General features: G+C 66.7%; 30 protein-coding genes. 6 read left to right on the forward strand and 24 right to left on the reverse strand.

All coding sequences use genetic code 11. The features are described 5' to 3' along the window. Position 1: 1 nt before the first annotated feature. From sdhD to ald, 4 genes are all read right to left on the reverse strand, one after another. Positions 2 to 406, reverse strand: coding sequence for a succinate dehydrogenase, hydrophobic membrane anchor protein (sdhD, locus tag STE01S_RS01630; protein WP_003042951.1), 405 nt, complete (start codon positions 404 to 406; stop codon positions 2 to 4). Beyond that, on the reverse strand, positions 399 to 842 hold the full coding sequence (sdhC, locus tag STE01S_RS01635; RefSeq protein ID WP_040589793.1) for a succinate dehydrogenase, cytochrome b556 subunit: 444 nt from the start codon (positions 840 to 842) through the stop codon (positions 399 to 401). The genes sdhD and sdhC overlap by 8 nt, the downstream gene beginning before the upstream one ends. Positions 843 to 988: 146 nt before the next feature. After that, positions 989 to 1,219: a hypothetical protein gene (locus STE01S_RS01640; RefSeq protein ID WP_003042959.1), complete on the reverse strand. Its 231-nt coding sequence runs from the start codon at positions 1,217 to 1,219 to the stop codon at positions 989 to 991. A 27-nt stretch (positions 1,220 to 1,246) separates the two neighbouring features. After that, the gene (gene ald, locus STE01S_RS01645) at positions 1,247 to 2,362 is read right to left on the reverse strand and encodes an alanine dehydrogenase (protein ID WP_058811169.1); all 1,116 of its coding nucleotides are present in this window, start codon (positions 2,360 to 2,362) and stop codon (positions 1,247 to 1,249) included. 158 nt (positions 2,363 to 2,520) lie between these two features. Here ald and STE01S_RS01650 point away from each other — a divergent pair, with 158 nt between their 5' ends. From STE01S_RS01650 to STE01S_RS01670, 5 genes are all read left to right on the forward strand, one after another. Further along, the gene (locus tag STE01S_RS01650; RefSeq protein ID WP_003042965.1) at positions 2,521 to 2,994 is read left to right on the forward strand and encodes an Lrp/AsnC family transcriptional regulator; all 474 of its coding nucleotides are present in this window, start codon (positions 2,521 to 2,523) and stop codon (positions 2,992 to 2,994) included. A 127-nt stretch (positions 2,995 to 3,121) separates the two neighbouring features. Next, positions 3,122 to 4,474 carry a methyl-accepting chemotaxis protein gene (locus STE01S_RS01655; protein ID WP_062764240.1) on the forward strand — a complete coding sequence of 451 codons (1,353 nt, stop codon included), beginning with the start codon at positions 3,122 to 3,124 and terminating at the stop codon, positions 4,472 to 4,474. Positions 4,475 to 4,525: 51 nt separating this feature from the next. Further along, positions 4,526 to 5,233, forward strand: a complete 708-nt coding sequence (locus STE01S_RS01660; RefSeq protein ID WP_062764242.1) for an SDR family NAD(P)-dependent oxidoreductase — start codon at positions 4,526 to 4,528, stop codon at positions 5,231 to 5,233. Next, entirely contained in the window at positions 5,223 to 6,122 is a 900-nt protein-coding gene (bla, locus tag STE01S_RS01665) for a subclass B3 metallo-beta-lactamase (RefSeq protein ID WP_062764244.1), read from the forward strand. The genes STE01S_RS01660 and bla overlap by 11 nt, the downstream gene beginning before the upstream one ends. Next, a complete protein-coding gene (locus STE01S_RS01670; RefSeq protein ID WP_062764246.1) occupies positions 6,119 to 7,090 on the forward strand; it encodes a 50S ribosomal protein L11 methyltransferase in 972 nt (323 codons plus the stop codon). Before bla ends, STE01S_RS01670 begins: the two co-directional genes overlap by 4 nt. A 3-nt stretch (positions 7,091 to 7,093) precedes the next feature. Here the strand turns inward: STE01S_RS01670 and phhA are convergent, their stop codons facing one another. The 5 genes from phhA to STE01S_RS01695 are packed head-to-tail and all read right to left on the reverse strand — an operon-like array spanning position 7,094 to position 10,741. Beyond that, on the reverse strand, positions 7,094 to 7,963 hold the full coding sequence (gene phhA / locus STE01S_RS01675) for a phenylalanine 4-monooxygenase (protein ID WP_062764248.1): 870 nt from the start codon (positions 7,961 to 7,963) through the stop codon (positions 7,094 to 7,096). A 38-nt stretch (positions 7,964 to 8,001) separates the two neighbouring features. Beyond that, positions 8,002 to 8,622 carry a molybdenum ABC transporter ATP-binding protein gene (locus tag STE01S_RS01680; protein WP_062764250.1) on the reverse strand — a complete coding sequence of 207 codons (621 nt, stop codon included), beginning with the start codon at positions 8,620 to 8,622 and terminating at the stop codon, positions 8,002 to 8,004. After that, positions 8,612 to 9,307, reverse strand: coding sequence for a molybdate ABC transporter permease subunit (gene modB / locus STE01S_RS01685; protein WP_003042982.1), 696 nt, complete (start codon positions 9,305 to 9,307; stop codon positions 8,612 to 8,614). The genes STE01S_RS01680 and modB overlap by 11 nt, the downstream gene beginning before the upstream one ends. After that, positions 9,307 to 10,089, reverse strand: coding sequence for a molybdate ABC transporter substrate-binding protein (gene modA, locus STE01S_RS01690; RefSeq protein WP_062764252.1), 783 nt, complete (start codon positions 10,087 to 10,089; stop codon positions 9,307 to 9,309). Before modA ends, modB begins: the two co-directional genes overlap by 1 nt. A gap of 1 nt (position 10,090) precedes the next feature. Then, entirely contained in the window at positions 10,091 to 10,741 is a 651-nt protein-coding gene (locus tag STE01S_RS01695) for a Crp/Fnr family transcriptional regulator (protein ID WP_062764254.1), read from the reverse strand. Between the two features lie 70 nt (positions 10,742 to 10,811). Here STE01S_RS01695 and STE01S_RS01700 point away from each other — a divergent pair, with 70 nt between their 5' ends. After that, positions 10,812 to 11,690 (forward strand): sterol desaturase family protein, encoded by an 879-nt coding sequence (locus STE01S_RS01700; RefSeq protein ID WP_062764256.1) that lies wholly within the window; start codon positions 10,812 to 10,814, stop codon positions 11,688 to 11,690. Between the two features lie 76 nt (positions 11,691 to 11,766). On the opposite strand, the gene STE01S_RS01705 is transcribed toward STE01S_RS01700, so the two are convergent. The 15 genes from STE01S_RS01705 to rpsP all read right to left on the reverse strand — a co-directional run bounded on the left by STE01S_RS01705 (position 11,767) and on the right by rpsP (position 25,930). After that, positions 11,767 to 13,140 carry a PepSY-associated TM helix domain-containing protein gene (locus STE01S_RS01705; RefSeq protein ID WP_062764258.1) on the reverse strand — a complete coding sequence of 458 codons (1,374 nt, stop codon included), beginning with the start codon at positions 13,138 to 13,140 and terminating at the stop codon, positions 11,767 to 11,769. Between the two features lie 14 nt (positions 13,141 to 13,154). Beyond that, entirely contained in the window at positions 13,155 to 15,167 is a 2,013-nt protein-coding gene (locus STE01S_RS01710; protein ID WP_062764260.1) for a TonB-dependent receptor family protein, read from the reverse strand. A 69-nt stretch (positions 15,168 to 15,236) separates the two neighbouring features. Further along, the gene (locus STE01S_RS01715; protein ID WP_062764262.1) at positions 15,237 to 15,629 is read right to left on the reverse strand and encodes a DUF2946 family protein; all 393 of its coding nucleotides are present in this window, start codon (positions 15,627 to 15,629) and stop codon (positions 15,237 to 15,239) included. Positions 15,630 to 15,679: 50 nt separating this feature from the next. Beyond that, positions 15,680 to 16,849: a sterol desaturase family protein gene (locus STE01S_RS01720; protein ID WP_062764264.1), complete on the reverse strand. Its 1,170-nt coding sequence runs from the start codon at positions 16,847 to 16,849 to the stop codon at positions 15,680 to 15,682. Positions 16,850 to 16,896: 47 nt separating this feature from the next. Further along, positions 16,897 to 19,023 carry an NAD-dependent DNA ligase LigA gene (ligA, locus tag STE01S_RS01725; protein WP_062764591.1) on the reverse strand — a complete coding sequence of 709 codons (2,127 nt, stop codon included), beginning with the start codon at positions 19,021 to 19,023 and terminating at the stop codon, positions 16,897 to 16,899. 29 nt (positions 19,024 to 19,052) lie between these two features. After that, positions 19,053 to 19,616: a hypothetical protein gene (locus STE01S_RS01730; RefSeq protein WP_058811156.1), complete on the reverse strand. Its 564-nt coding sequence runs from the start codon at positions 19,614 to 19,616 to the stop codon at positions 19,053 to 19,055. Next, the gene (locus STE01S_RS01735) at positions 19,617 to 20,255 is read right to left on the reverse strand and encodes a hypothetical protein (RefSeq protein ID WP_062764266.1); all 639 of its coding nucleotides are present in this window, start codon (positions 20,253 to 20,255) and stop codon (positions 19,617 to 19,619) included. Between the two features lie 82 nt (positions 20,256 to 20,337). After that, the gene (locus STE01S_RS01740) at positions 20,338 to 20,733 is read right to left on the reverse strand and encodes a putative quinol monooxygenase (RefSeq protein WP_062764268.1); all 396 of its coding nucleotides are present in this window, start codon (positions 20,731 to 20,733) and stop codon (positions 20,338 to 20,340) included. After that, complete coding sequence (locus STE01S_RS20995; protein ID WP_409371963.1) at positions 20,733 to 21,056, reverse strand: GNAT family N-acetyltransferase; 324 nt, start codon at positions 21,054 to 21,056, stop codon at positions 20,733 to 20,735. The genes STE01S_RS01740 and STE01S_RS20995 overlap by 1 nt, the downstream gene beginning before the upstream one ends. Then, a complete protein-coding gene (locus tag STE01S_RS21000; RefSeq protein ID WP_409371964.1) occupies positions 20,995 to 21,414 on the reverse strand; it encodes a hypothetical protein in 420 nt (139 codons plus the stop codon). The genes STE01S_RS20995 and STE01S_RS21000 overlap by 62 nt, the downstream gene beginning before the upstream one ends. Continuing rightward, the gene (gene recN / locus STE01S_RS01750; RefSeq protein ID WP_062764270.1) at positions 21,411 to 23,096 is read right to left on the reverse strand and encodes a DNA repair protein RecN; all 1,686 of its coding nucleotides are present in this window, start codon (positions 23,094 to 23,096) and stop codon (positions 21,411 to 21,413) included. The genes STE01S_RS21000 and recN overlap by 4 nt, the downstream gene beginning before the upstream one ends. 49 nt (positions 23,097 to 23,145) lie before the next feature. Continuing rightward, complete coding sequence (locus STE01S_RS01755; protein ID WP_062764272.1) at positions 23,146 to 23,940, reverse strand: outer membrane protein assembly factor BamD; 795 nt, start codon at positions 23,938 to 23,940, stop codon at positions 23,146 to 23,148. 96 nt (positions 23,941 to 24,036) lie between these two features. Further along, positions 24,037 to 24,750, reverse strand: a complete 714-nt coding sequence (locus STE01S_RS01760) for a peptidylprolyl isomerase (RefSeq protein WP_003043024.1) — start codon at positions 24,748 to 24,750, stop codon at positions 24,037 to 24,039. Between the two features lie 84 nt (positions 24,751 to 24,834). Beyond that, positions 24,835 to 25,344, reverse strand: coding sequence for a ribosome maturation factor RimM (rimM, locus tag STE01S_RS01765; RefSeq protein ID WP_062764274.1), 510 nt, complete (start codon positions 25,342 to 25,344; stop codon positions 24,835 to 24,837). A gap of 4 nt (positions 25,345 to 25,348) precedes the next feature. After that, positions 25,349 to 25,930, reverse strand: a complete 582-nt coding sequence (rpsP, locus tag STE01S_RS01770; RefSeq protein WP_062764276.1) for a 30S ribosomal protein S16 — start codon at positions 25,928 to 25,930, stop codon at positions 25,349 to 25,351. Positions 25,931 to 25,935: the final 5 nt, after the last annotated feature.

Consider the following 25,935-nt stretch of genomic DNA (forward strand, 5'->3'; position numbering starts at 1 on the left):
ATCACATGCCCCCCGGGCCGAGCGCGGCGGGCGCCAGCGCGATGCGCACGATCGCGAAAATGCCATAGGCCGCGCCGCCGAACGCATAGAAATTCAACAGGACGATCGACAGCAGACGCGTCGCTTCGCCATGGACATAATCCTCGATCAGCACCTGCAGGCCGAGGCGCAGGTGCCAGAAGACGCTGACCACGAGCAGGATCAGCGCAAAGGCGACCATCGGCTTCGACGCCCACTGCATCAGCGCGGCATGGTCGCCGAGCGGCAAGCGGAGCAGCGAGACGACGAACCAGGTGACGAGCAGCACATTGCCGAGCGCGGTCAGCCGTTGCTGCAGCCAGTGGCCGGTGCCGTGGTGCGAGGCGCCAAGTCCGCGGACCCGGCCGAGAGGCGTTCCGTTACCCATTGAGCGCCTCCTTGGCGATATAGAGCCAGGTCGCGGCCGTCGCGAGGATCGCGCCGACGATCACGACGGTCGACCAGAGCTTGTTGGCCTTGAGCTCGTAACCCGCGCCGGTATCGAGGACGAAGTGGCGCAGGCCCGAAAACAGATGCTGGAAGAAGGCCCAGGTCAGACCGACGAGCACGATCTTGCCCAGAATATTGGTGACCTGATGCACGCTGCCGCCCGCGGGGTCGTGCCAGACGCAGGCGACGAAGGCCGCATAGGCCTCCGGGCCCGCCGCGATCGCGCCGAGCCAGCCGAGGAACATCAGCGCACCGACGATGGCCAACCCGTCGCCGCTGACGCGGTGGAAGATCGAGACCGCCATGTGCGGCCCCCATTTATACACCTGGAGGTGCGGCGAGAGCGGACGTCCGCTCGGTTCTTTGCCAGCCATATCAGCCCCGTTCCGTGACTCTAGTCGGTCGATGGGCGCCGGTTTAGCGCCGCGCGCACGATATGCAATTGCTTAGGGGGCGATGGAGGCAAGAAATCGCAGGCACCCGGCCCCGGGATCGAAGGATCGTCCGGGACCGGGGCGCCTTATTTGATCTTGTCGCGGTTCGCGTAGAGCAGCGCCGCAAGCACCGCCGCCGAACCGACACCGATCCCCGCCGCCGTCTTCCAGCCGATCTTCCGGCCGCCTTTCGCCGCCTCCCGGTCGGCCGCCTCGGTTGCCTCGGCGGCTTCCTTCTGGGCCTGCTGCTCGCGCGCGGCGCGCAGCACTTCATTTTCGTCTTCGTCTTGCGGGGGAGGCGGCACTTGGTCGGTCATCGTCTCTCTTGATCCTATGGTCTGGCGTCAGGCGAGTGCCTGCTCGACAGGCACATAGTCCGTTCCCACCGCTTCGGCTACGGCTTCGAACGTCACCTTACCATTCCATACGTTCAGGCCCTGCGAAAGATGCATATCGCGGCGCAGCGCTTCTTTCCAGCCAAGGTCGGCGATGCGCAGCGCGTGCGGCAGGGTGACATTGTTGAGCGCATAGGTGCTCGTGCGCGCGACGGCGCCGGGCATGTTGGCGACCGCATAATGGACGATGCCGTCGACGACATAGGTCGGATCGGCGTGCGTCGTCGCATGGCTCGTCTCGAAACAGCCGCCCTGGTCGATTGCGACGTCGACCAGCACCGATCCGGGGCGCATCGTCTTCAGCATGTCGCGGGTGACGAGCTTCGGCGCTTCGGCGCCGGGGATCAGCACCGCGCCGATGACCAGATCGGCCTCGGCGACGCATTCGGCAAGGTTGGCGCGGTTCGAAAAGCGGGTCTTGGCGCGCGCTTCGAAAAAGGTGCCGACGCGTTCGAGCACTTCGGGATCGCGATCGAGGATCGTGACGTCGGCGCCCAGCCCCGCCGCCATCTGCGCCGCGTTGAAGCCGACGACGCCGCCGCCGATCACGCAGATTTTGCCCGGCGCCACGCCCGGCACGCCGCCGAGCAGCACGCCGCGGCCGCCATGCGCCTTTTCGAGCGCGGTCGCGCCGGCCTGGATCGACATGCGCCCCGCGACCTGGCTCATCGGCTTGAGGAGCGGCAGGCCGCCGTGCGGGGAGGTCACGGTTTCATAGGCGATGCACACCGCGCCCGATTTCATCAGATCGCGCGTTTGCTCGGGGTCGGGCGCAAGGTGGAGATAGGTATAGAGAATCTGGCCTTCGCGCAGCATCGCGCGCTCGACCGCCTGCGGCTCCTTGACCTTCACGACCATTTCGCAGGTCGCGAAAATTTCTTCGGCGCTGTCGACGATCTCGGCGCCCGCCTCGACATAGAAGCGGTCGTGCGCGCCGATGCCTTCGCCCGCGCCGGTCTGGACCAGCACGCGGTGACCGTGCGCCACCAGTTCGCGGGCGCTCTCGGGCGTCAGGCCGACGCGATATTCGTGATTCTTGATTTCCTTGGGGGTGCCGATGATCATCCTGTCTCTCCGATTTGCGGGGCCGGACGCGCATTATTTCGCCTATCCGAAGCCTTCGGGCAAACATAACAGCGGATCGCCGGGATTTGCTTGCAAACTATCGTTCGCATGACGATAAATACGCAATATTTTTGCGTCATTCTGGATGAACACGCGACATGATCGATCGAATCGATGCAAAGCTGCTCAACCTGTTGCAGCGCGAGGGGCCAAAACCCGTCGCCGAACTCGGCGAACGGGTCGGACTTTCGGCCTCCGCCTGCCATCGCCGCATCCGCGCGATGGAGGCGGCAGGGATCATCACCGGCTATGCCGCGCGCATCGCCCCCGACACGATCGGCCTGGGGCTCGACGTGTTCGTCGACATCAGCCTGACCTCGCAGAGCGAAGAGGCGCTCACCGCCTTCGAAAGCGCGGTCAAAAGTTTCGACGAAATCCTCGAATGCCAATTGCTGTCAGGCGCGTCCGACTATCGGCTGCGTGTCGCCGCGCGCAATGTCGCCGATTTCGACCGGCTGCACCGTCATTGCCTGTCGCGCCTTCCCGGCGTTGCCGCGATGCACAGCGCCTTTGCCCTGCGCACGATCAAGGGCTTCGAAGGCTATCCCGTCCAGCCCACCGAGCGGCGCTGACCCCGCGATACCGGCCGCGCTGGTTAACGGTGAATTTACCAATTTCCTTCCATATCCGGCAGACGCAGTTTGGGATGATGGCGGGCGACAGACCTGCGCGTCCCGGGGTCGGCAAGGGAACAGGATCATGGTGAAGGAAAATCCGATTCATAAGCAGCAAATCGAGCCCGTTCTGATGGCCGATCGCTTCCCGACCTATGACCTCGACGGCCGGCTCGCCGCCGACGGTGCCGAAGTGCACATGATCCTGTCGGGGCTGGAGACGCAGCTGGCGACCGCCTATTGGGATGCCTTCAACGCGCTCCCCATCGTCACCCGCAAGATCGAGGGCGAACTGCTCGAATCCTATATTCGCGGCAGCGCGCGGCACATGCAGACCAAATATGCCGACGCCGGGGGGCAGGAGGCCGCGACCATCGCGTGCCAGAACACCCACATGGCGCTGCGCGTCGGCCTGCCGATCGCGACCGTGCTGTCGTGCATCGGCGAAAGCCACAAGCTCGCCATCCATTATGTGATCGAGGCGTGCGCCGGCGACACGGCGCGCCAGACGCGCCTGACCGCAGCGATCAACCGTCTCGCGCTGCTCGAAATGGATATCATGCTCGCCTATGCCGAAAAGCTCGACCGGGCGGCGATCTCGCAGGAGCGACAGGCGCTGGCGAGCGATTTCGACCGCTCGATCGCCTCGCTGGTCCAGGACAGCGACGGGGTGCGCCAGCAACTCGCCAAACAGGCCACATCGGCCGATCACGCCGCGCGCGGCATGATCGCCAAGACGAGCGAAGTCGCCGCGGCGTCCGAACAATCGGCGATGGCGATGCGCGAAGCCGCCTCGACCGCCGCCGGACTGATCCGTGCGATCGAGGATGCCCGCACCGAAGTCGAAGCATCGGCCAGCGTCGCGACGCGCGCCTCCGAACAGGCGGGCGAAGCGGTGGCCATGTCCGACGCGCTGTCGCGTCACGCCGAATCGATCGAATCCATTCTGGGCCTGATCCGTGAAATTGCGGGCCAGACCAACCTCCTCGCGCTCAACGCGACGATCGAGGCGGCGCGCGCGGGCGAATCGGGCCGCGGCTTCGCGGTCGTGGCGCAGGAAGTGAAGAGCCTCGCCAACGAAACCGCGCGCGCGACCGACGATATTGCGGGCAAGATCACCGCGATCCAGCGGGCAACGCGCGGTTCGGTCGCCGCCAACCAGTCGATCCAGCAGACGATCATCGAGGTGCAGCAGTCGGCGCAGCGAATTCGCGATGCGATGGACGCGCAGGCGCAGACGGTCACCTCGATCACGGCCGCCGTCGACGAAACCGCGCTCGCCGCCGATAGCATGTCGTCGACCATCGCCAGCATCCGCAACGATTCGGGCACCGTCGCCAGCGAAATCAGCGTGCTCAGCCAGGAATTTTCCAAGATGGGCGAGCGGCTGCAGGCGCTGGAAACCGCCGCGAGCGAATTCAGCCGCCGCGTCGCCTGATCCGTCGCGCCCTGCTTGGCAAGCGGCCCGCCGCTCGCCTAAGGCGGGGGGATGAAAACCCACATCCTGATTACCGGGGCCAGCCGCGGCATCGGTGCGGCCATCGCCGACGCGCTGGCGACCGACGCGACGAAGGTCGCCGCGCTGTCGAGCGCCGACGGCGACCTTGGCGACCCTGCGATTCCGGACCAATTATGGGCCAAAAGCCTCGACCGGCTCGACGGCCGGATCGACGTGCTCGTCAATAATGCCGGCGTTTTCGAAGCGAATCCGGTCGGTGCCAGCGATGCCGACTGGCTCGAAAGCTGGAACCGGACCCTTCAGATCAACCTGACCGCCGCCGCGCTACTGTGCCGCCGTGCGGTGCAGCACTGGCAGGCGCGCCGGGCCGCAGGCGTCACGGTCGATGGCCGGATCGTCAATATCGCCAGCCGCGCCGCCTATCGCGGCGACAGTCCCGCGCATTGGCATTATGCGGCATCGAAGGCGGGCATGGTCGCGATGACCAAGACGATTGCGCGCGGCTATGCCCATGACGGCATCCTCGCCTTCGCCATTTGCCCCGGCTTCACGATGACCGGCATGGCCGAGGACTATCTCGCCAGCCGGGGCGGCGACACATTGCTCGCCGACATCCCGCTGGGCCGCGTGGCGAGCCCGGAGGAAATCGCCGAAATGGCGCGCTGGTGCGCGCTCGAAGCGCCGCCGTCGATGACCGGCGCGATCCTCGATGCCAATGGAGCCAGCTATGTCCGCTAAAAGTCTTGCCCTTGCCGCCCTGATGCTTGCCGGATGCGCGCCGCAGACGAGCGCTCCGGCCGCGGCGCCGGCCGCGCCGACGGGCAAGGGGCTCGCCGCCGCCTGCGCCGATCGCGACGGCTGGAGCGATCCCGCGCCGCCGGCGAAGCTGTTCGGCAACACCTATTATGTCGGCACCTGCGGCATCACCGCGCTGCTCATCGACGCGCCGGCCGGACCGATCCTGATCGATGCCGCAACCGCCGAAGCGGCGCCCGCGATCCTTGCCAATATCCGCGCGCTGGGATTCGATCCCAAACGTATCCGCGCGATCCTGACCAGCCATGAACATTTCGATCATGTCGGCGGCCTCGCGGCGCTGCATGCCGCGACCGGCGCACCGGTGATCGCGCTCGCCGACGCCGCGCCGCAGCTCGAAAGCGGAACCCCCGACCCGCGCGATCCGCAGCGCGGCGCCCTCGATAGCTTCACCGGCGTGCCGGTCGCACAGCGCCTGCGCGACGGACAGCCGCTCGCCTTTGCCGACATCCGGATCACCGCCTACGCGACCCCCGGCCATACGCCGGGCAGCACGAGCTGGACGTGGCAATCGTGCGAAGGGTCCGCCTGCCGCACCATCGCCTACGTCGACAGCCTGACCGCCATTTCGGCCGACGGCTACCGCTTCAGCGACCATCCCGACTATGTCGCGATGCTGCGCGCGACCTTTGCCAGGGTGCCGACGCTGCCGTGCGACATTCTGGTCACCCCGCATCCCGGCGCGAGCAATTTGTTTGCGCGGTTGGCGGGCGAGGCACCGCTGGCCGGCGCCGATGGCTGCGCCGCTTATGCCGCGGCAGCAGGCAAGCGACTCGACGATCGGCTGGCGAAAGAGGCGGCGACGCGATGAGTTGGATCGTCTCGCTGCCCTGCACGCGTGCGGAGGCCGAAGCGCTGTCGGGTGAAATCCCTGCGCTGGATGCGGCCCCCGATGCGCCGGTCGTCGTAACGCGCGAGATCGACGAAGATGCCGGAACTTGGCAACTCGACGCCTATATGGACGACGCGCCAGGCGATGACCTGCTGCGACTGATCCAATCGCTCGCCCCGAGCGCGAAGGGCATCGCGCCGACCGTCGCCGAATTGCCCGAAGAAGATTGGGTCACGCTGTCGCAGCAGGGTCTCGAACCGGTGCGCGCCGGACGCTTTTTCGTTCACACCAGCAGCTATGCCGATCGCGTACCGCCGGGCGCGACATCTTTTCTGATCGATGCGAGCCAGGCCTTCGGCACTGGCGGGCACGACACCACCGCGGGCTGCCTCGCGATGCTCGACCGCCTCGCCCGCGCGGGCGCCGCGCCGCGCAACATCGCCGACATCGGGACGGGCACCGGCCTGCTCGCCTTCGCCGCCATGGCACTTTGGCCGCGCGCGCGTGTCATTGCGTCGGACATCGACCCGGCGAGCATATTCGTCACGCGTGACAATGCCGCGATCAACGATGTGCCACTGGGCCGCGGCGGCGGCCGGCTCGCTCTGGCGGTCGCGCCGGGGACCGACCATCCGGCCATAAGGCACCGGGCGCCCTATGACCTCGTCATCGCCAATATTCTCGCCGGGCCGCTCATCACTCTTGCTCCCGACATTGCCGCTGCGACCGCACCCGGCGGCCGCGCCATTCTTGCCGGCCTGATCGCGCGCCAGATGGATCCCGTACTCGCCGCCTATCGCGCGCACGGCTTTCGCCTGTCCGCGCGCGGCGGCAGCGCGGAATGGCCCTGTCTGCTGCTCACCAAGCGGCGGCGCTACGGCTACCGCCGCAAGGAACGCGCCCTGCACCGCGCCAGCCCCTCCGACGCGAGCTTCGGGAGCTGGTGAAATTCAGGCTTTCGCCGCCGCATAGTCCTGCGTGCCGCGGGTGATGACGGAATCGTCTGGCAGGATGTCGGCGATCGGGATCGGCGGCAGCGCGGCGTTCGCGGCATAGAGCGGTGCGAAGTCGGTGTTGACCGTCGTCTCCAGAAGCTGGTCCAGGCTATCGATCACGAAATAATTCTGCTGGAAATCGTCGATCCGGTAATCGGTGCGCATCACGCGCGCGAGGTCGAAACCGATGCGATTGGGACTGTCCGAATCGAGCGCAAAGACGCTCTCGGCGTAGGACGAGACGATCCCCGCGCCATAGATGCGCAGGCCGCCGCTCTCGCGGATCAGCCCGAATTCGACCGTGTACCAATAGAGCCGCGCGAGCTGCTTCAGCGCATCGAACTGCAGGCTCCGAAGCCCGCCTTCGCCATAAGCGACCATATAATCGGCGAATATCGGGTCGGCGAGCATCGGGACATGGCCGAACACGTCGTGAAAGACGTCGGGTTCCTGCAGATAGTCGAGCTGCTGCGGCGTGCGGATGAAATTGCCCGCCGGGAAGCGCCGGTTCGCCAGATGGTCGAAAAACACGTCGTCGGGGACAAGCCCCGGCACCGCCACGACCTGCCACCCCGTCGCCGCCATAAGCCGCGCGTTGAGCTCGCGATAATCGGGGATTCCCGGCTTTTCGAGCTTGAGCACGTCGATCCCGCGCAGAAAGGCGTCGGCGGCGCGTCCCGGCAGCATTTCGGACTGGCGGGCGAACAGCCGGTCCCACATCGCATGCTCGTCGGCGGTAAAGGCGTCCCAATCCTGCGATATCGTCCAATCCGCCGCAGCGCCCGGCGGCGGCGTGTCGTGGACGTGCGTAAACTGGCTTTCCATGCGTGCAATCTACCATCAATATGGTTTCAAGTGAAACTTTATTTGCCGACCTCGACGATTTGCGTCGCCAGTCGGTCGACCTCGGCCCGATCGTGACTGACATAGAGGATCGGCACTTTCAGCTCGTCGCGTATCCGTTCGATCACCGTCATGATGTCACCGCGCCGCGCCGCGTCGAGCGACGACAGCGGTTCGTCCATCAACAGGATTTGCGGCGCCGCGAGCAAGGCCCGGCCGATCGCGACCCGCTGCGCCTCGCCGCCCGACAGGCTTTGCGGCCACCGACCGAGCAAATGGCCGATGCCCAGGAAATCGGCGGCCTCGTCCAGCGTCATCCAGCGATTAGCCGGATCGGCGAGACGCCAGCCATAGAGGAGATTGGCCTTCACGCGCCGATGCGGAAAGAGGCGCCCGTCCTGAAAGACATAGCCGACGCGCCGCGCCTCGGGCGGCAGGTCGGTGGCGTCGTCGAACAATGTCCGTCCGCCGATACGGATATGCCCGCGGTCGGGGCGCAGCAGCCCGGCGACCATGTTGAGCAGGCTGGTCTTGCCGACCCCCGAAGGCCCGAACAGCGCGGTCAGTCCGGCTTCGGCCGTGAACTGCGCCCCGATGACGCTCGCGCCGAAGCGCCTTTCGACGTCGATATCAATCGCCATGCCGCGCCCTTTCGGCGTGGGTGCGCCGCACCAGCCATTCGGACAGGATCAGCGCACCGAGCGACAGCGCGACCGACAGCAGCGCGAGCCGGGTTACCATCGCCTCCGCCCCCGGCACCTGCAGCGCCGAATAGATGGCGAGCGGCAGCGTCTGCGTTTCGCCGGGAATGTTGGAAACGAAGGTGATCGTCGCGCCGAACTCGCCGATCGAGCGCGCGAAGCCGAGCACGAGCGCCGCCAGCACGCCGGGCAGCGCGAGCGGCAGGCTGACCGTCCGGAAGGCGTGCCAGCGCCCGGCCCCCAGCGTCCGCGCCGCGCCTTCCAGCCGCCGGTCGATCCCCTCGATCGACAGGCGCATCGCGCGTACCATCAGCGGCAGCGCCATGATCGCCGCGGCCAGCGCGGCGCCGGTCCAACGGAACATCAGCGTGACGCCCAGCCAGTCCTGCAACCGGCTGCCGATCGGGCCGAGCGGCCCGAAGGCGACAAGCAGCAGCCAGCCGGTGACGACGGGCGGCAGGACGAGCGGGAGATGGACCAGCGCATCGAGCAGCAGCCGCCCCGGAAAACGATAGCGCGCGAGTACCCAGGCGAGCGCGAAGGCAAGCGGCAGCGTCGCAAGCACCGCGACCCCGCCGACCTTGAGCGACAGCGCAACGATGCCCCACTCCTCGGCCGACAGCATCAGGGCGCCGTAAAGCCGTGGCGCGCGAAGATCGCGCGCGCCTGCCGCGACAACAGGAACGCACGGAACGCTGCCGCATCGCGGCTGCGCGACGTCTTGAGCAGCGCCAGTGGATAACGGATCGGCGGATGGCTGGCGGCGGGAAAAGTGCCGACGACGCGCACCGCCTGCGACGCCTGCGCATCGGTGGCATAGACGATGCCGAGCGGCGCGGCGCCGCGTTCGACGAGCACCAGCGCAGCGCGGACATTCTCGGCCGGGGCGAGCTTGTTCGCCACATCGCCCCACACGCCGAGCGCGGTCAGCGCCGCCTTGGCATATTTGCCCGCGGGCACCGCGTTCGGATCGGCCACCGCGAGCCGCCCGCCGCCGAGCGCGCGCGCCAACGCAAAGCCGCGCACCGGGGCAAGGCGCAATCTGCTCGCCCGGGGGGCGATCAGCACGAGCCGGTTGCCGACCAGATTGGCGCGCGTACCGGGGCGCAGCAGCCCCGCCTTGGCAACCGCATCCATCCAGGGCTCGTCGGCGGAGATGAACAGGTCGGCCGGCGCCCCCGCCATGATCTGCCGCGCGAGCGCCGACGATCCCGCAAAGGACAGGACGGGGCGCGCATGCCCCTGCTCCGCCCACGCATCGGCCGCGTCGGTCAGCGATTCCTGAAGGCTGGCCGCCGCAAGAATCAACGGCCCGCGCTCGGCCGCTGTCGCCATGGGCGCCACGATGGTCAGGACAAGGAGCAGCAGCAGGCGCCGGAGGATCGTCATGGCGGCGACCATAGCCATGCTACGCCGGGCGCGAAAGCGGCGGCAGGACGCGAACATGGCGATAGCCGCGCTCGATCGTTCCGCGCGCCGACAGATCGCGCAGCGCAGCGCCCAGCGTGACGCGCGATACGCCGAGCAGATCGGCGAGCTGTTGCTGCGTCGCACGCACCGTCATCCTGTCGGCGGCGTCGGCGGCCATTGCCGCGAGCAGCCGCGCCAGCCGTTCGGCGACGGGCAGCCGCCGTTCGGCATCGATGATGTCGAGCGACACGGCAAGCTGACGGCCCAGACTGCGCAGCAGCAGCTCGGCCCAGCCGATATCGGCGGTCATCAGCGCGCGAAGCACCGTGCGATCGATGGCAACCAGCCGCGCCGGACCGCTGGCAATCGCGTCGACCTGGCGCTCCAGCCCGGTGAAGAAGGCCAGCTCGCCGAAGATATCGCCCGGCCCCAGCACGGCAAAGGCGGTGAAGGCGCCATCCTCGGCATAGCGGCCGACGAGCACATGCCCCTCGATCACCGCCCAGAAGGCATCGCCCGGATCACCTTGATGTTGGACGAACTGGCCATCCGCAAAGGATCGCGGCGACGTCATCGCGAGCAGCCGGTCGCGTTCGACGCCCGAAAGGCGCGTTCGCTCGGCGAGGGCCAATTGATAACTTCTTTGCATTGTCGAGTCGGTTTCTGTGCCACCACGCTGCGAAAGACAAGTGGCACAAGGCCATAGCGGGAGAATCGGGATGCAGCTTACCTCGGCCCAATCGAGCCTGATCGTCGTCGCAATCTATGTCGGTTTCTGCCTGCTCGAACTGATCCGCACGCGCCTGTTCGCCAAGTCCGAACAGTCGCGCCACGACGGCATCATCGAAATCGTCAGCACCTTCACGTTGCTCATCGCGACCCAGCCCGCGATCCTGCTGATCGTCGGCGCGCTCGGCCACGCCTGGTTCCCGCAATATGAAGGCGCACTGGCGCACGCCCCTTGGTACGCCGCGCTAGCGCTGTTCCTCGTCTTCGAGGACATGATGCAATATTGGTGGCACCGCGCGTCGCACAGCACCGCGTGGCTCTACAACCTGCACCGCGCGCACCATAATGCCCGCTATATGAGCGTCCGGCTCGTCTATCGGAACAACATCATCTATTATGCGATGATGCCGAGCATCTGGTTCGCCGGGGTGCTCGTCTACCTTGGACTCGGCTGGTTCTACGCCTTCTACCTCATCGTGAAGATGGCGGTGATCATCGGCGCACACAGCGATGTCGCCTGGGATGCGCCGCTCTATCGCATCCGGGCGCTCGCCCCGGTGATGTGGGTCGTCGAACGCACGATCAGCACCCCCGCGACGCATCATGCGCATCACGGCCGCCACGCCGACGACCCGGCGGTCAACTACAAGGGCAATTTCGGCAATCTACTCTTCTTCTGGGATGTGCTGTTCGGCACCGCAAAGATCACGCGCGCCTATCCGCAAAGCTATGGCGTCGAAAATCTGCCGCCGGCCACGCTGGGCCAGCAGCTTTTGTGGCCGATCTTTCCCGAGAACAAGGACATGCATGCGGTCATCCCCGGCGCCGTGCCGGGGGACAATGAACCGCGTGCGATCGCGGCGGGCTGAACGGGTCGCAGCACGTCCCGCCAGCGCGCGGCCCGGCACCTGTGGGGGGATGCCGGGCCGTTTGCCGGTCGGCGGATCAGCGCACCGCGGGAACCATCCCCAGCCAGCGCGCGACCCGTGGCAGACGCGGCAGGATCAGCCGGTCGACGAGCCACAGCAGGATCAGCGACGCCGCAAGCAGCGGCAGCAGCGCCGCGAGGAACAGCACGATCGCCGCCACCCCCTTCAACCGCGCCGGATCGCGCGGCATCGGCGGCGCCCCGATTGCGTCATCGGGCTTGCGGCGGCGCCACATCAGGAAACCCGACACCGCAAGCGTGAGCATCGCGAGCGCGGTTGCGACGCCGATGAGTTGATTGACGAGGCCGAATAGCTGGCCTTCGTGCCAGGCGATGCCATAGCCGACGGCGCGGTCGATCACATGCTTGTCGGCAAAGCCGCTGCGCGCCACCTCGATCCCCGTCACCGGATCATAGCTGACCTTGCGCACGAGCGGGCGGTTCTGCGTCTGCGTCGTCAGCGTCCAGACATTGCCGTTGGGCGGCCCGAACATATTGGGCGCCCCCGGCGGCTGGATGATCGCCGGCGCGGGCATATGTTCGGCCTGTGCGCGCAGCACGATCCGGTCGAGCTTGACCCGCGGCGCATCGGCCGCGTTCGCCATCCGATGCGCCGGCATCGCCCCATCCATTGCCTTGGCCATCGCGCCATGGTCGTGCGCGGCGTGCGGATCGAGCCCGCCCTTCCAGTCCTGTACCCCCGACACCCAGCCCATCTCGGCGCGCACGGCGCGAAAGCCCGTCGCCCAGATGTCGGTCCACGGCAGCGCGGTGGTGAGGAGGACGAGCGCGAGCCCCGACACCCAGAATCCGGTGACGGCGTGCAGATCGCGCAGCGCCGCGCGCCCGCCAAGGCTCAATCGCGGCCAGACGACCCCGGCCAATCCCCGCCCGCGCGGCCACCAGAGATAGAGGCCGGTCAGGATCATCACGATCGCCCAGCTCGCCGCGAGTTCAACCAGAATGCCGCCGCCCAGCCCCAGCAGCAGCTTGCCGTGCAGCCGCGCGAGCCATGCCGTCCAGCGCTGGTCGGGATCGGCCGACCCGATAACGCGTCCCTGCGGAGATACAGCCACATCGCGCATTGTGCCGCCGGGCAGGCCGAGATGGATCACCGCGGCGTCGCCCGGTGCTTCCGGGATGCGATAAGAATGAAAGGCCGCGCCGGGAAAGGCGGCGAGCGCCGCCGCGACCTGCGCGTCAGCATCGACGCGCTGCGCGGCGGCCAGCCCGCGCCAGTCGCGCTCCTCCCACCGGTCGATCTGCGGTTTGAACAGATAAGCCGCACCGGTCACCGACAGGATCAGGATGAAGGGGATGACGAACAGCCCGGCATAGAAATGCCAGCGCCATATCGTGCGATAGAGCGGCATGCGGCTGATGTCGGCCATCCCCCTCCTCCCCGTCAGAACCGCGCGCGGAGGCCGGCCGAAATGGCGCGGCGTTCGACGGGGTAATAGATCGCCGACGTCGGTGTCGCGGTGATCGTCGCGCTGATATCGCCGATGGCCTTTTTGCCGGTGATGTTGCGCACATCGACGAACGCGTCGATGCCGTCGGCAATCCGCGCACCGCCGGTGATACCGATCAGCGCATAGCCCGGCGTCCGCACCAGATTGCGATAATCGGCATAGGGACCGTCGGGCACCCATTCGACATTCGGCGCAATGTGCAGCGCCTCGCTCCCCAGCCGCAACTCGGCGCGATAGACATGCTTCGGCACCACCGGCAGGCGGTTGTTGCCGAACTGGCTGTCGCCGCGGAAGCGGAAGTCGCTGTAGGTATAGATCTGGCGCAGCCGCACCCATGGCGCGAAATTCAGCTCGAGCGCCGCCTCGATCCCCTGATGCAGCGTCCGGTCGGCGTTGAAGGTCGCGGCCGGAATGCTGCTGTTCGTCGAGAATTGCAGCATCTCGCCGGTCAGCGTCGAACGGTAGAACGCCAGATCCCAATGCGCGATGCCCGCGCTGCCGCGCGTGCCGATCTCGGCCGTCCACGCGCGTTGCGGGCGGATGGCGGAAACGACGGCGCTGGTCGGCGGGGTGCCGATCGTCTGGAACACCTCGCCGAAACCGGGAAATTCGGCCGAACGGCTATAGTTGGCGAAAATCTGGATGCGGCTCGACGGTTCGAACAGCAATCCGAATTTCGGCGAAAAGGCATCGAGATCGACGCGCCCGTCGGTCGCCGGAGACGCCGAGTAATTGACGTGGCGCTTGCGCCAGCCATCGGCATAGACGCCGCCCGCAATCAGCGAAAGCTGCGGCACCGGGCGCACGCGGACCTCGCCATAGAGGCTCGCCGTCTGCGCCTTCTGGTCGGCATCGAAGGTCAGCGCGCCGCGCGACCCGCTGATGTTGACGAACTGCTTCGCCTTGGTGCTGCCGTGGCGAAGCTCGCCACCCAGCGTCAGTTCGACCGGCCCCGCCGCATAGTCGAGGCGCGCGAAACTGCCGACATCGGTCGATTTCTGGTCGATCACCTGAAAGATCGGGTGGAACAGCGATTTGGCGTTGACGAAGCCGCCAACCTCCAGCGTCGCCGATCCGAAATCGAAGGTCGTGCGGTTCTGCAGGCGCAGCGAATCGATGTCGCGCTGCTGATCGCCCGCCGCGCTGCCCGCGTTCGCCATCTTCGGCGTCGTCAGCGCCTGGTCATAGGTCAGGGCGCCGGGAAGCTGCTGGTCGATATTATTGAAGCTGGCGTAGAAACGCGTCGAAACGGCATCGCTGAACCGCAAGCCAACATTGGAATGAAAGCGAAAGCTCCGCCGCCCCGCATGATCCCGATCCCCGTCGGACGTGTCGGCGCTGACCGCGCCCCACGCATCGACCGCATCGCTCGCCACCCCGGCTGAGACGAGTCCACGCAGCATCGAAAAGCTGCCCGCGTCGGCGCGCAGATAGACGCCCTCGGCGGTGCGGCCGGTCGGCGTCACGCCATTGATCGCGCCGCCGAGCGTGCCCGACCCGAAGCGCAGCGCATTGGCGCCACGATAGACTTCGAGATGGTCGAAGAAGATCGGTTCGAGTTCCTGGAAATCGCCATTGTCGTCGGCGAGGTTGATCGGCACCCCGTCCTGGAGCAGCGTGATGCCGCGCATGTGGAAACCGCGCGACAGGCCCGAACCGCGGATCGACAGGCGCACTTCCTGCCCATAGCGCGGCTGGAGATAGACTCCGGGCGAAAAGGCCAGCGTGTCGCGCAGGCTGACGATCGATTTGTCGGCATAATCTTCATAGGAAACGACATCGGTGCCGCCCGGCATCCTGGCGGCGCGCGCTTCGGCCGCATCGGTAAGCTGCGGCGCGGTGACGATGATCGTCGACTGGTCTTCGGCGTCCGCGGCATGGGCGGTGGACGACAGGGAAATGGCGAGCGCCAGCAATGGCGCCGCACGGGTCACGTGACTCTTCATGGAAAATCCTTCGCTTGAACACAGGCAGAACCGCGCCGCGCGAGGTGCGCGGACGGTCATCAAACCGGGTCAGGCGAAGGCGGGTGGTCCGGTGCTCGGCGGCAGCGGCGACGCGATCCCGGGCGCATAGCCAAGCGCGGGAATCGCGACCGGCGCGGGTTCGGCCGCGGCGAGCGCGACGGGGAGCACGGGCGTATCGGGAACGATCGGGGCCACCGCGAGCGCGCCCCAAGGACAATGTTGCTGCCCCTTGCCGCTGTCGTGGTCGCCCGCCTTTTCAATGGGGATGGTCAATGTCGCGCCGGGATTGGCGGGATCCGAACAGACGCGCACGGTGATCGCGCCCTTTGCGTCGCTTTCGATCATCCAGCCGGGCGCGACGAAGACGCGCGCCGCCAGTGCCAGCAGCACGGGCAGCAGCAACAGGATGCCGGGACGGCGCAAGACGGCAAGAACCCCCACGCGCCGCGCCTTATGCCCGTCCGCGCGCGCTGGCAAGCGGGCATGATGCCCTATTCGGCGGGCGCCTCGTCGATCTTCTTCCCCGTCCGCGTCCACGGATAGAGGAACTGGCCGCCATAGCTGCGCGGCACATCTTCGGGGATGCCGTAATTTTCGGGCCAGCGATCCTTGGGCAGATGAAAGGTGCCGAACAGCTTGTCGAGGAAAGGAAAGTGGATCGCGAAATTGACGTCGAATGCCTCGCGTTCCAGCCCGTGGTGCCAATGGTGAAAGCGCGGCGTCGCGATCCAGTGTCCCAGCCGGTTGAAATCGCCGCCGACATTGGCGTGGAGCAGCGACGACCAGACATAGACGAAGCCGATATAGGCCTGCATCACCGACGGGCTGAAGCCGAGCGTGAACAGCGGCAGCGAGGTGATCGAACGGAGGAGGATGATCTCGACGAAATGCATCCGCGATCCCGCGAGCCAGTCCATCGATTTCGCGCTGTGATGGATCGCGTGGAATCCCCACAGAAAGGGGATTTTGTGGAACAGCCGGTGATACCAATATTGCGCGAGGTCGGAGACGAAGAGGACGATGGCGAACTGCGCGATCCACGGCAGCGCCGCGACCCCGGCGCGGAATGCCGCCCAACTGCTCGTATGGTCGTTGACGAACGCCTGCGGGGCGAGCGCAAGAAAGCCCAATATCTGAACGAACATCGTGCTGACGAGATAATAGAACAGATCCTCGCGCCATTCGGTGCGGAACAATCTCTGCGCGCGGCGGTGCGGAAAGGCGCGCTCGAGCGGCGCGAACATGAAGCCGGTGACGAGCAGGTTGACGACGAAAAAGTCGAGCCCGAAAAAAATCCCCCAGTCGCGCGTTTCGGCGGGCTGGACATTGGCGCCGCCCATCAACGCCGCCGCCAGCCCGATCATCAGCGCGGTCAGCCCCAACACCTTGCGCGGCCGCAGCAGCAGGCTGAGCAGCGACAGGCCATAGCTCGCGAGCAAAGTCAGGTGGACGATCCCGCGAAATCCGGTCCAGCCCTTGACGATCTCGAGCTCGGGCGTCGCGAACCAGTCGGGAAAGCGCAGCGCGACAACCATGAAAAAGCCGCTGATCGCAAACAGCAATCCGAAGAAGCCCGAAAGCCACCCGCTCCCGAACCGCCGCACCTCGGTATGCGATTCCAGATCGCGCATGAGGCTTTTCAGATAGTCGCTCTTAGCCATTTTGCCCCCTCGCCCCCTCCGCATGACCAACCATATGTCCCGCGGTGCTATCCCGCCGTCGCCACAATTTCCGCCCACTGCGCCTCGTCGATCACCCGGATGCCGAGTGCGGCCGCCTGCTTGAGCTTCGACCCCGCGCCCGGCCCGGCGACGACGAGGTCGGTCTTGGCACTCACCGACCCCGCCGCCTTGGCGCCGAGCGCCTCGGCCTGCGCCTTCGCGTCGTCGCGGCTCATCGTCTCGAGTTTGCCGGTAAATACGACCGTCTTGCCCGACACCTCGCTCTCGCGGGTTTCGACGACGTAAAGCGGCGGCGACACTTCGCTGAACAGATCGTCCCAGAGCGCGCGGTTGTGCGGCTCATGGAAGAAATCGCTCAGCGCCTCGGCGACCGCGGGGCCGATGCCGTCGGCGCGCACTTCGAGGATGGCCTTGATTGCGTCGAGTTTGCGGCTTGCATATTTGCCGTCGGATTCGTCCGGATCTTGCGGGTTCGCCTCGGTCCAGGCCCGCAATTGCTCGGCCTTTTCGGGCAATCGCCGGATGTCGCCGATCCCCTTGAGCAGATCGCGCGCGGTCACCGCGCCGATATGCCGGATGCCGAGCCCGAACAGCAGCCGCGCGGCGTCGGGCTGCCGCTTTGCCTCGATTGCGGCAATCAGCTTGTCGACCGATGTTTCCTTCCACCCTTCACGTCCGAGCAGTTCGTCCCGGTGCTCTTTCAGGCGGAAGATGTCGGCCGGCCCCTTGTCGAGCCAGCCGATATCCATGAATTCCTGAATACTCTTCTCGCCCAGCCCCTCGATGTCGAGCGCACCGCGGCTGACGAAGTGGCGCAGCCGCTCGAACTTCTGCGCCGCGCAGATCAGCCCGCCGGTGCAGCGGACATCGACCTCGCCCTCCTCGGCAACCGCTTCGCTGCCGCAGACGGGGCAATGGTCGGGGAAGATATAGGGGTCGCGCGGCGTGTCGCGGGTGAGATTGTCGACTACTTGCGGAATCACGTCGCCCGCCCGCTGGACAACGATGCGGTCCCCCGGCCGGACACCGAGCCGTGCGATCTCGTCGCGATTGTGCAAGGTCACGTTCGAGACGACGACGCCGCCGACGGTAACGGGGGTCAGGCGCCCGACCGGGGTCAGCTTGCCGGTGCGGCCGACCTGGATGTCGATGGCTTCAAGGGTCGTCTGCGCGCGTTCGGCGGGGAATTTATGCGCGATGGCCCAGCGCGGCGCCTTGGCGACGAAGCCGAGCCGTGCCTGCCAGTCGAGCCGGTCGACCTTGTAGACGACGCCGTCGATATCATAGGGCATGTCGGCGCGCCGCCGCTCGATCTCGGCATAATGGGCGAGCAGATCGGCGACGCTGTCGCAGCGCGCGAGCAGCGGCGACACCGGAACGCCCCAGCCCGCGAGCGCATGCATGACGCCGAACTGGGTATCGGCGGGAAGCGCGCTTACCTCGCCCCAGCCATGCGCAAGGAAACGCAGCGGGCGCGCCGCAGTGACGCTCGCGTCCTTCTGGCGCAGCGATCCCGCCGCGGCGTTGCGGGGGTTGGCGAACTGGCGGACGGTGGCGGGATCGAATATCTGTTCGCGCTGTTCGGCGAGCGCCCGCCCCTCCTCCATCAACCGTTCGTTGAGCGCCGAAAAATCCGATTTCGACATATAGACTTCGCCGCGAATCTCGAAAACGTCGGGGGCGTCCCCCGGCAATTCCTGCGGAATATCCGCGATATGCCGCACATTGGCGGTGACATCCTCGCCCACCGTCCCGTCGCCGCGCGTCGCGGCCTGCACCAGCCTGCCCTTTTCGTAGCGCAGCGAGCAGGACAGGCCGTCGATCTTGTCCTCGGCGGTCATCGCCACCAGGGCATCGCCCGGAAGGTTCAGGAAACGCCGCACGCGGGCGGCGAATTCCTCGACATCCTCGGCCGCGAAAGCATTGTCGAGGCTCATCATCCGCACCGCATGGGCGACCTTGGCGAGCGGCGATGCCTCGACCGCCGCACCGACCAGTCTGTTCGGGCTGTCGGCACGGATCAGGTGCGGAAAGGCGGCTTCAAGCTCGTTATTGCGACGGACGAGCGCGTCGTATTCGGCGTCCGAAATCTCCGGCGCATCCTCGGTATGGTAACGATTGTTGTGATGGGCGATCGTCCTGGCGAGACGCATCAGTTCGTTGGCGGCGTCGGCTTCAGTGGTCACGGCGATTTCAAAGCTTCCAACAGGGCGGGGTCGGCGAAGACCTGCCGCACGAGCAAGGGATAGAGCGCATTATACTGCCGGAACGCCTCGGGGATAGCGATGGCGCCGATAAAATCACCCTTCCAGCGCGTCTCGACTCGATAGTCCTTCGAAAAGCCCGGCCCTTCGCCGCGTAGCACCGTGATGCGCACACCCAGCGACGCATGAGTCTCGCCGGCCCGGCTTTCGATCAGCCGCCCCGCGATCGCGACCGGCGCGCTTGCATCGAAGCGCCCCGCCGCTCGCAGTTCCTTTTCGAAGCTCATGCCCAGAAATTCGGCGAAGCTGGCCCCCTTCGGCGGGCTGAGCGTCGAGCCGCGAATGATAACGGCGCGCGCAATGGGTGCCTGCCCGCCCGCATCGACGAAAGGACCTAGCGCGATCGGCGGAACCTTTGCCGCACGCAGCGACTTCAGCGTCTCGATCGACGGCGCCGTGTCGTCGATCTGCGCATGGACGCAGCCCGCCAGCGCAAGAAGGGCTGTCGTCGCGGCGAAAAAGGCGAGCCGCCGCCAGGCCATCTATTGCGGGAAAGCGGGATCGGAGACGAGATTGTTGACGCCGCGATCCGTCGCCTGACGCACCACCGTCTTCACCGCCTCGGTCACATTCTTGACCTGCGTCCCCGGAATTTCGACGTCCTTCTTGCCATATTTCATGTGCAATGCGTGCTGAACCAGCGTCTTGATCGACGCGGCGCCCTCGCCCGGCAGATATTCGAAGGTCACGTCATAGCGGTCGGTCGCGACGACGCCACCGAACAGCCCGAAGCCGAGCCCGGCGCGAAAGCCGTCTTTCTTCGCCTTGTCGACATCTTCCTTCTTGACGATATTGTTGAAAGTGACGCTGAGCACGGCGCCGCCGGCGACGGGAGTCTCGAGCACCTCGCTGAACGCGCCGCTCTTTTGCAGCGCTTCGATGATCCAGGGTTTTACTTCCTTGGTCGCGCGCGGGTTGGGCGCGCCATCGCGCTGAAACTCGAAGATCAGTTGGACCGGCCGCGGCATCGCGGGCGTCTTCTTTTCCTCGGGCTTCACTTCGCCCAGTGTGTTGTCGACATACCATTTTGCCGCCTGTGCCGCCGTCGGCAGGGCAAACAGCAGCAGGGCCGCGAGCGCCATCAAGCCCTTGGTGCGCGCGGATAAAATCGATTTCAGCATGATAGCCCCCTCCCCAATGGAAATTGGATATCACCGCGAGCGAAATCGGCAAGCCGCTTTGCATCGCCCCGCTCGCCATCGCTCAGCGCAGAGGGGATGCAATCGGCCTGAACTCGGCGCGAGCGCCAAATCCCGCGATCAGCGGGCGGCCCTTTTTGATGGCCGCCCGCACCGACGGCAACTGCAGCGACGCGGCATGGGCATCCTTGTCAGCCCAAAGCTCGACGATCCACAGCGCATCCGGATTGGCGCTGTCTTCGCCGACCAGATAGGTGAAATTGCCGGGCATCGAGTCTGTATCCTCGGTCAGGATCCCAGCAAGCGCAGCGCGCTGGCCGGGCTGCGCGATCATCTGGCCGATCAGGCCATAATGGGGCTGTTCTTCGTCCATGGTCGTCTCCAAGGCCAACAGGTCGCGCGGTGCCAGAACTGCTGCTGCGAAAGTCGCGAGCGCGGCAAGATGGGTGCGTCTGTCCATCACCGTGCAATCACCAGCACGTGCACCTGTCGCCGTTCCCGAAAGCCGAGCGATTCATACAGCGCGATCGCGCCTTCATTGTCGGCATAGCTGTGCAGAAAGGGCGTCTCGCCGCGCTGCGCCATCGCGCGCATGACATGGCCGATCAACGCGCGCGCCAGTCCGCGGCCGCGGCAATCGGCCCAGGTCGCGACGCCGCTGACCTCCGCCATGCCGGGAACAAGCATCCGTTGCCCCGCCATCGCAAGCAGGCGCCCCTGCTCACGCACCCCGAAAAAGGGACCAGAGATGCGTCTTCGGCCCCCACGGCCCCGGCTTCGCATGCTCGGCAAGCGCGGTCATTTCAGCCGCATTGGCCTCGCCCAGCGGCACGATGAAGGGATCGTCCGCGCGCGGTTCAGGCGGCGGCCCTTCCGCAACCATCTGCGTCAGAATGGCGCGCTTTACCTCGCGGGTTCCCGGCGGCAGCGGCCAAGCCTCGCCTTCGACCAGCCACAACTCTCCACCCTCAGGAACCAGCGCCGCGAGTGCGGCTTGCGCGGCCGCGCCGGTGTCGGCAGCGGCGCCGAACGGGCCATAATCCCGATCGATCCGCACCGCCCGCGCATCGCCCTGTGCCAGATGCGCCTGTCGGCCGGTCAGGATGCTTCGGATCGGCCGGTCGAGGGGCTGCGCGCTCACCCCGCTACCTCCAGCAGCCGGTCTGCCTGTGCCCGCGCCTCCGCGGTCACTTCGGCCCCCGACAGCATCCGGGCGATTTCTTCGCGGCGCCCCGCTTCGTCGAGCGCGCGGACGCCGGTGCGCGTCACCGTTCCTTCGCTCGACTTGGCGATCATGAAATGCGTCGCGCCCTTGGCGGCGACCTGCGGGCTGTGCGTCACCGCGAGCAATTGCTTGCCCGCGCCTTTTCCGCTTCCGCCGGCAAGCCGTGCCAGCCGCTCGCCGATCGCGCTCGCCACCGCGCCCCCGACGCCGCGGTCGATCTCGTCGAAGATGATCGTGTCGGCACCACCCTCTTCGGCAAGTGCAACCTTCAGCGCGAGGATGAAGCGCGACAATTCGCCGCCCGAGGCAATTTTGGCGAGCGGAGCGAAAGGAGCGCCGGGATTGGTCGCGATCAGAAATTCGACGCGGTCGATGCCGTCCGCACCCCAACGCTCGGCAGGCAGGCGTTCTACGAGCGTCCGGAAGCGCGCGGCATCGAGCTTGAGCGGCGCCAGTTCGCCGGCCACCGCCGCATCGAGCCGCGCCGCGGCCTTCGTCCGCTGATCCGACAGCGCGGTCGCGGCATGGGTGTAGGCGGCGGCACTTTCGGCGACCGCCGCTTCGAGCCGGGAAAGCCCCGCGCTGCCGCCCTCGATCGCGTCGAGCCGCGCGGCGAGATCGTCCGTCAGCGCGGCCAGTTCGTCGGGCTGGACGCCATGCTTGCGCGCCATTGCGCGCAGTTCGAACAGCCGCGTCTCGGTCGCTTCGAGCCGGTCGGGATCATATTCAAGGGCGCGTGCCGCCTCATGCAGCTTGGCTTCGGCATCGTCGGCATCGATGATCGCGCGATCGAGACTGGCGAGCGCTTCGGCAAGCAGCGGATGGTCGCCCGCCAGCCTATCGAGCCGCCGCGCGGCACCGCGCAGCAGGGCGGGACCGCCGGCGCTGCCGTCGAATGCCTCCATGATCGTGGAAAGGTCGCCCGCAATCCGCTCGCCCTTCTGCATCGCGGCGCGCGCCTCGGCGAGTTCGGCCTCTTCGCCCGGCTGCGGCGCCAGCGTTCGCAACTCGGCAACACAATGCTCCAGCCATTCGCGGTCGCGTTCGGCCTCGGCAATCGCGGCGCGCGCGGCTGCCAGCCGCTCCCCGGCGCTGCGCCAGCTGGCATGCGCCGCCGCCACCGCGCCTGCATCGGCGCGCGCATAGGCATCGAGCAGTGCGCGATGCCCCGCGGGCGCGAGCAGGCCGCGATCGTCATGCTGCCCGTGAATTTCGACCAGATAGCTGCCGACTTCGCGCAGCAGCGCCGCCGAACAGGGCTGATCGTTCAGAAAGGCGCGGCTGCCGCCGTCGGCCTTGACGGTGCGGCGGATGAGCAGCGGTTCGCCATCCTCCAGCACGACATCATTGTCGGCGAGCAGCGCGGCGAGCGGCGTGCCTGCTGCCGGCGGCGCAAAGCTGGCGGTGACCTGCGCCCGGTCGCTGCCCTGCCGCACCAGCGCCGTGTCGGCGCGCGCGCCCAGCGCAAGCCCCAGCGCGTCAAGCAGGATCGACTTGCCGGCGCCGGTTTCGCCCGTGAGCACGCCCAGCCCGCCCTCGAAATCGAGGTCGAGCCGTTCGATCAGAACGATATTCGATATGGACAGCGCGGTCAGCATCCGGCCCCGCCTTACAATAGAACAAAGCGCGAATCTATCGCGCGATGCATCAGGCGCTGGGCGCGTGCTTTTCCATCAGCTTGTACGCGCGCTCGTACCATTTGCTGCCGGGATAATTGGCGCCGAGGACGGCCGCCGACTTCTTCGCCTCTTCGGGAACGCCGAGCGCGAGATAGCATTCGGTCAGTCGGAACAGCGCCTCGGGCGCGTGGCTGGTCGTCTGATATTTGTCGACGACTTCGCGGAAGCGGATCGAGGCCGCGAGCCAGTTCGAGCTGCGCTCGTAAAAGCGGCCGATTTCCATCTCCTTGCCGGCCAGATGGTCGCGGACAAGATCGAGCTTCAACCGCGCATCGGCGGCGTAGCGGCTATCGGGATAGCGGCGCACAATCTCGCCCAGCGCGGCCTGCGCCTGCTGCGTGATCTTCTGGTCGCGGGTCACGTCGCTGATCTGCTCATAATAGCTGAGCGCGATCAGATAATAGGCGTAAGGCGCATCCTTGTTGCCGGGGTGGATCGACAGGAAACGCTGCGCCGATTCGATCGACGGAGTATATTCGCGGTCCATATAATAGGAAAAGGCGCTCATCAGCTGCGCCCGGCGCGCCCAAGGCGAATAGGGGTGCTGACGCTCGACCTCGTCGAACAACGCCGCGGCAAGCTTGTACTGGCCGCGGTCGAGACGATCCTGCGCGGCGCGATAGAGCGTATTCACGTCACGCGCGACGTAGCGCGTGTCCTTCTTGACCCCACCCCCGCCGGCGCAGGCCGCGAGCAGCGGCGAAATCACGAGGGCGGCGGCGATCAGGCGCACGGCGGCGCGAGAGGAAGGGCGCTGAGTCATGGGCGCGGTATAGCCACAGCGCAGATGAACGCAAAATAAATGATCATGTCTTTCGTCGGCTTCGCGAACCAAATCGTCCGGCGGCGTCCGGGGGCGTCACGGCGCCGGAACCGCGGGCGCCTTCACCACACAGCCTTTGGGTGCATCGGCAGGCGCCGGAACGCGGCGCGCCGACAAGATGGTCACGGCGGGATCGAGGATCTGGCCGCGCATCACGCCCTCGCCCGCGGTCTCGGAAACCGGCATCGCGAAGATTTTTTCCGCCACGTCGCGCCCCGAAGCAATCTCGCCGAATACCGCGAAACCAGCTCCATCGCCGCCGGGCGCGTCGGCGTCGAAGCCCTTGATGTCGGACAACAGCAAAAAGAAATCGGTCGTCGCATCGCCCGGGCGCAAATGCGCCATCACCAGCGCGCCGTCGCAATTGGTAAGGCCGGTTTTCGTCGTCGGCTCATGCGCGATCGGCGGAAAGTTGGTTCGCGGGTCGCCGCGGTTGCCCGCCTGGATCAGCTTGTTTCCTTCACCCCAGCTGCGCGTCGTGCGATAGAATTTGAACCCGTCCATCCGCTTGCTGTCGACATAGCGGAGGAAATTGGCGCTGGTGATCGGCGCCCGCTTGTCCTCCAGCCGAACGACGATCGTGCCTGCGTCGGTCTTGAGCGCGACATAAGGCCGCGTATCGGGCGCCGCGACCTCGACCGGGGGCGTCACGGCCGCCGGAACGGGCGGCGGCGGCGGGGGCAGTTGCGTGGTCTGTGCCGGAACGGACTGCACCGCAAGGACGAGCGACAGGATCAGGGGAGCGAACATGGACCTTTCTGCGGACCTCTCTCTGGTTGGCGGGCGGTCAGGCTAGACGCCCCGGCAGCGAACGCCAAGCCCTTGCGCCGACGCCTATTCGACGAAGGCCGCCGCTACGGTCACGCCCTCGGCGTTCCAGGCAGGAACCGCCTGCGCGGTCATCGGCACCATGAAGCGCTTCGGCTTGTGCCCCGCTTCGGCCGGACGTTCGATTTCCAATATGTCGCCGGCGCCGAAATTCTCGACCGCCACGACATGACCGACGACCTCGCCGTCGGTCGAAACGCAGGGCAGGCCGATCAGGTCGTGATGATAATATTCCCCCGGCGCGAGCGACGGCAGCGCCGAGCGCGGGACCGTCAACACCGTACCGCGCAGCGCTTCGGCGGCGCTGCGATCGGCGATTTCGGCAAAGCTTGCCACCGCCCCCTGATTGGCGGGGCGTACCGATTTCAGCGTCAGCTTGCGGGCGCCGGCGTCGAAAACGGAAAAGGCGCGGAGAGCCTCCGCGCCTTCACCGAACAATTTGAGCCGCACCTCGCCCCGGACCCCGTGCGCGCCGGCAATGGCGGCCAGGGTGACGGGACGATCGGCGGCGGCCAAGGGTTTAGCCTTCGGCCTTTTCTTCGCCGGCTTCGGCGACGGGGCCGCCTTCGGCAACTTCTTCGGCGATCGCAGCCGCGTCCTCGGCGCTCGCGTCGGCCGGAACTTCCTCGGCAACCGCGTCGGCAACCGCTTCGGCGGTTTCTTCGCTCTTCACCGAGCCGGTCGCATCCGATTCAGCGGCTTCGGGAGCAGCTTCTTCGGCCGGAGCCGGAGCCGCAGCGGCGGCCGCCGCAGCTTCTTCGGCCTCAGCCAGCTTCGCGGCCTTTTCCTCGGCGCGTTCCTTGGCCTTTTCGCCCGGGACAGCCTTGTTCGGGTTGTTGCGGGCCGAACGTTCCTTCACGCCCGCGGCGTCGAGGAAGCGGGCGACGCGGTCGGTCGGCTGCGCACCAACCGAAACCCAATGCTTCGCGCGTTCGGCGTCGAGCTTGACGCGGTCCGGATTATCCTTGCCGAGCAGCGGGTTGTAGCTGCCGATGCGTTCGATGAAACGGCCGTCGCGCGGGCTGCGCGAATCGGCAACGACGATCTTGTAATAGGGGCGCTTTTTCGAACCGCCGCGCGAAAGGCGAATGGTGGTAGCCATGATAT

Source organism: Sphingopyxis terrae subsp. terrae NBRC 15098 (genome assembly GCF_001598815.1).
GTDB classification, from domain to species: domain Bacteria; phylum Pseudomonadota; class Alphaproteobacteria; order Sphingomonadales; family Sphingomonadaceae; genus Sphingopyxis; species Sphingopyxis terrae.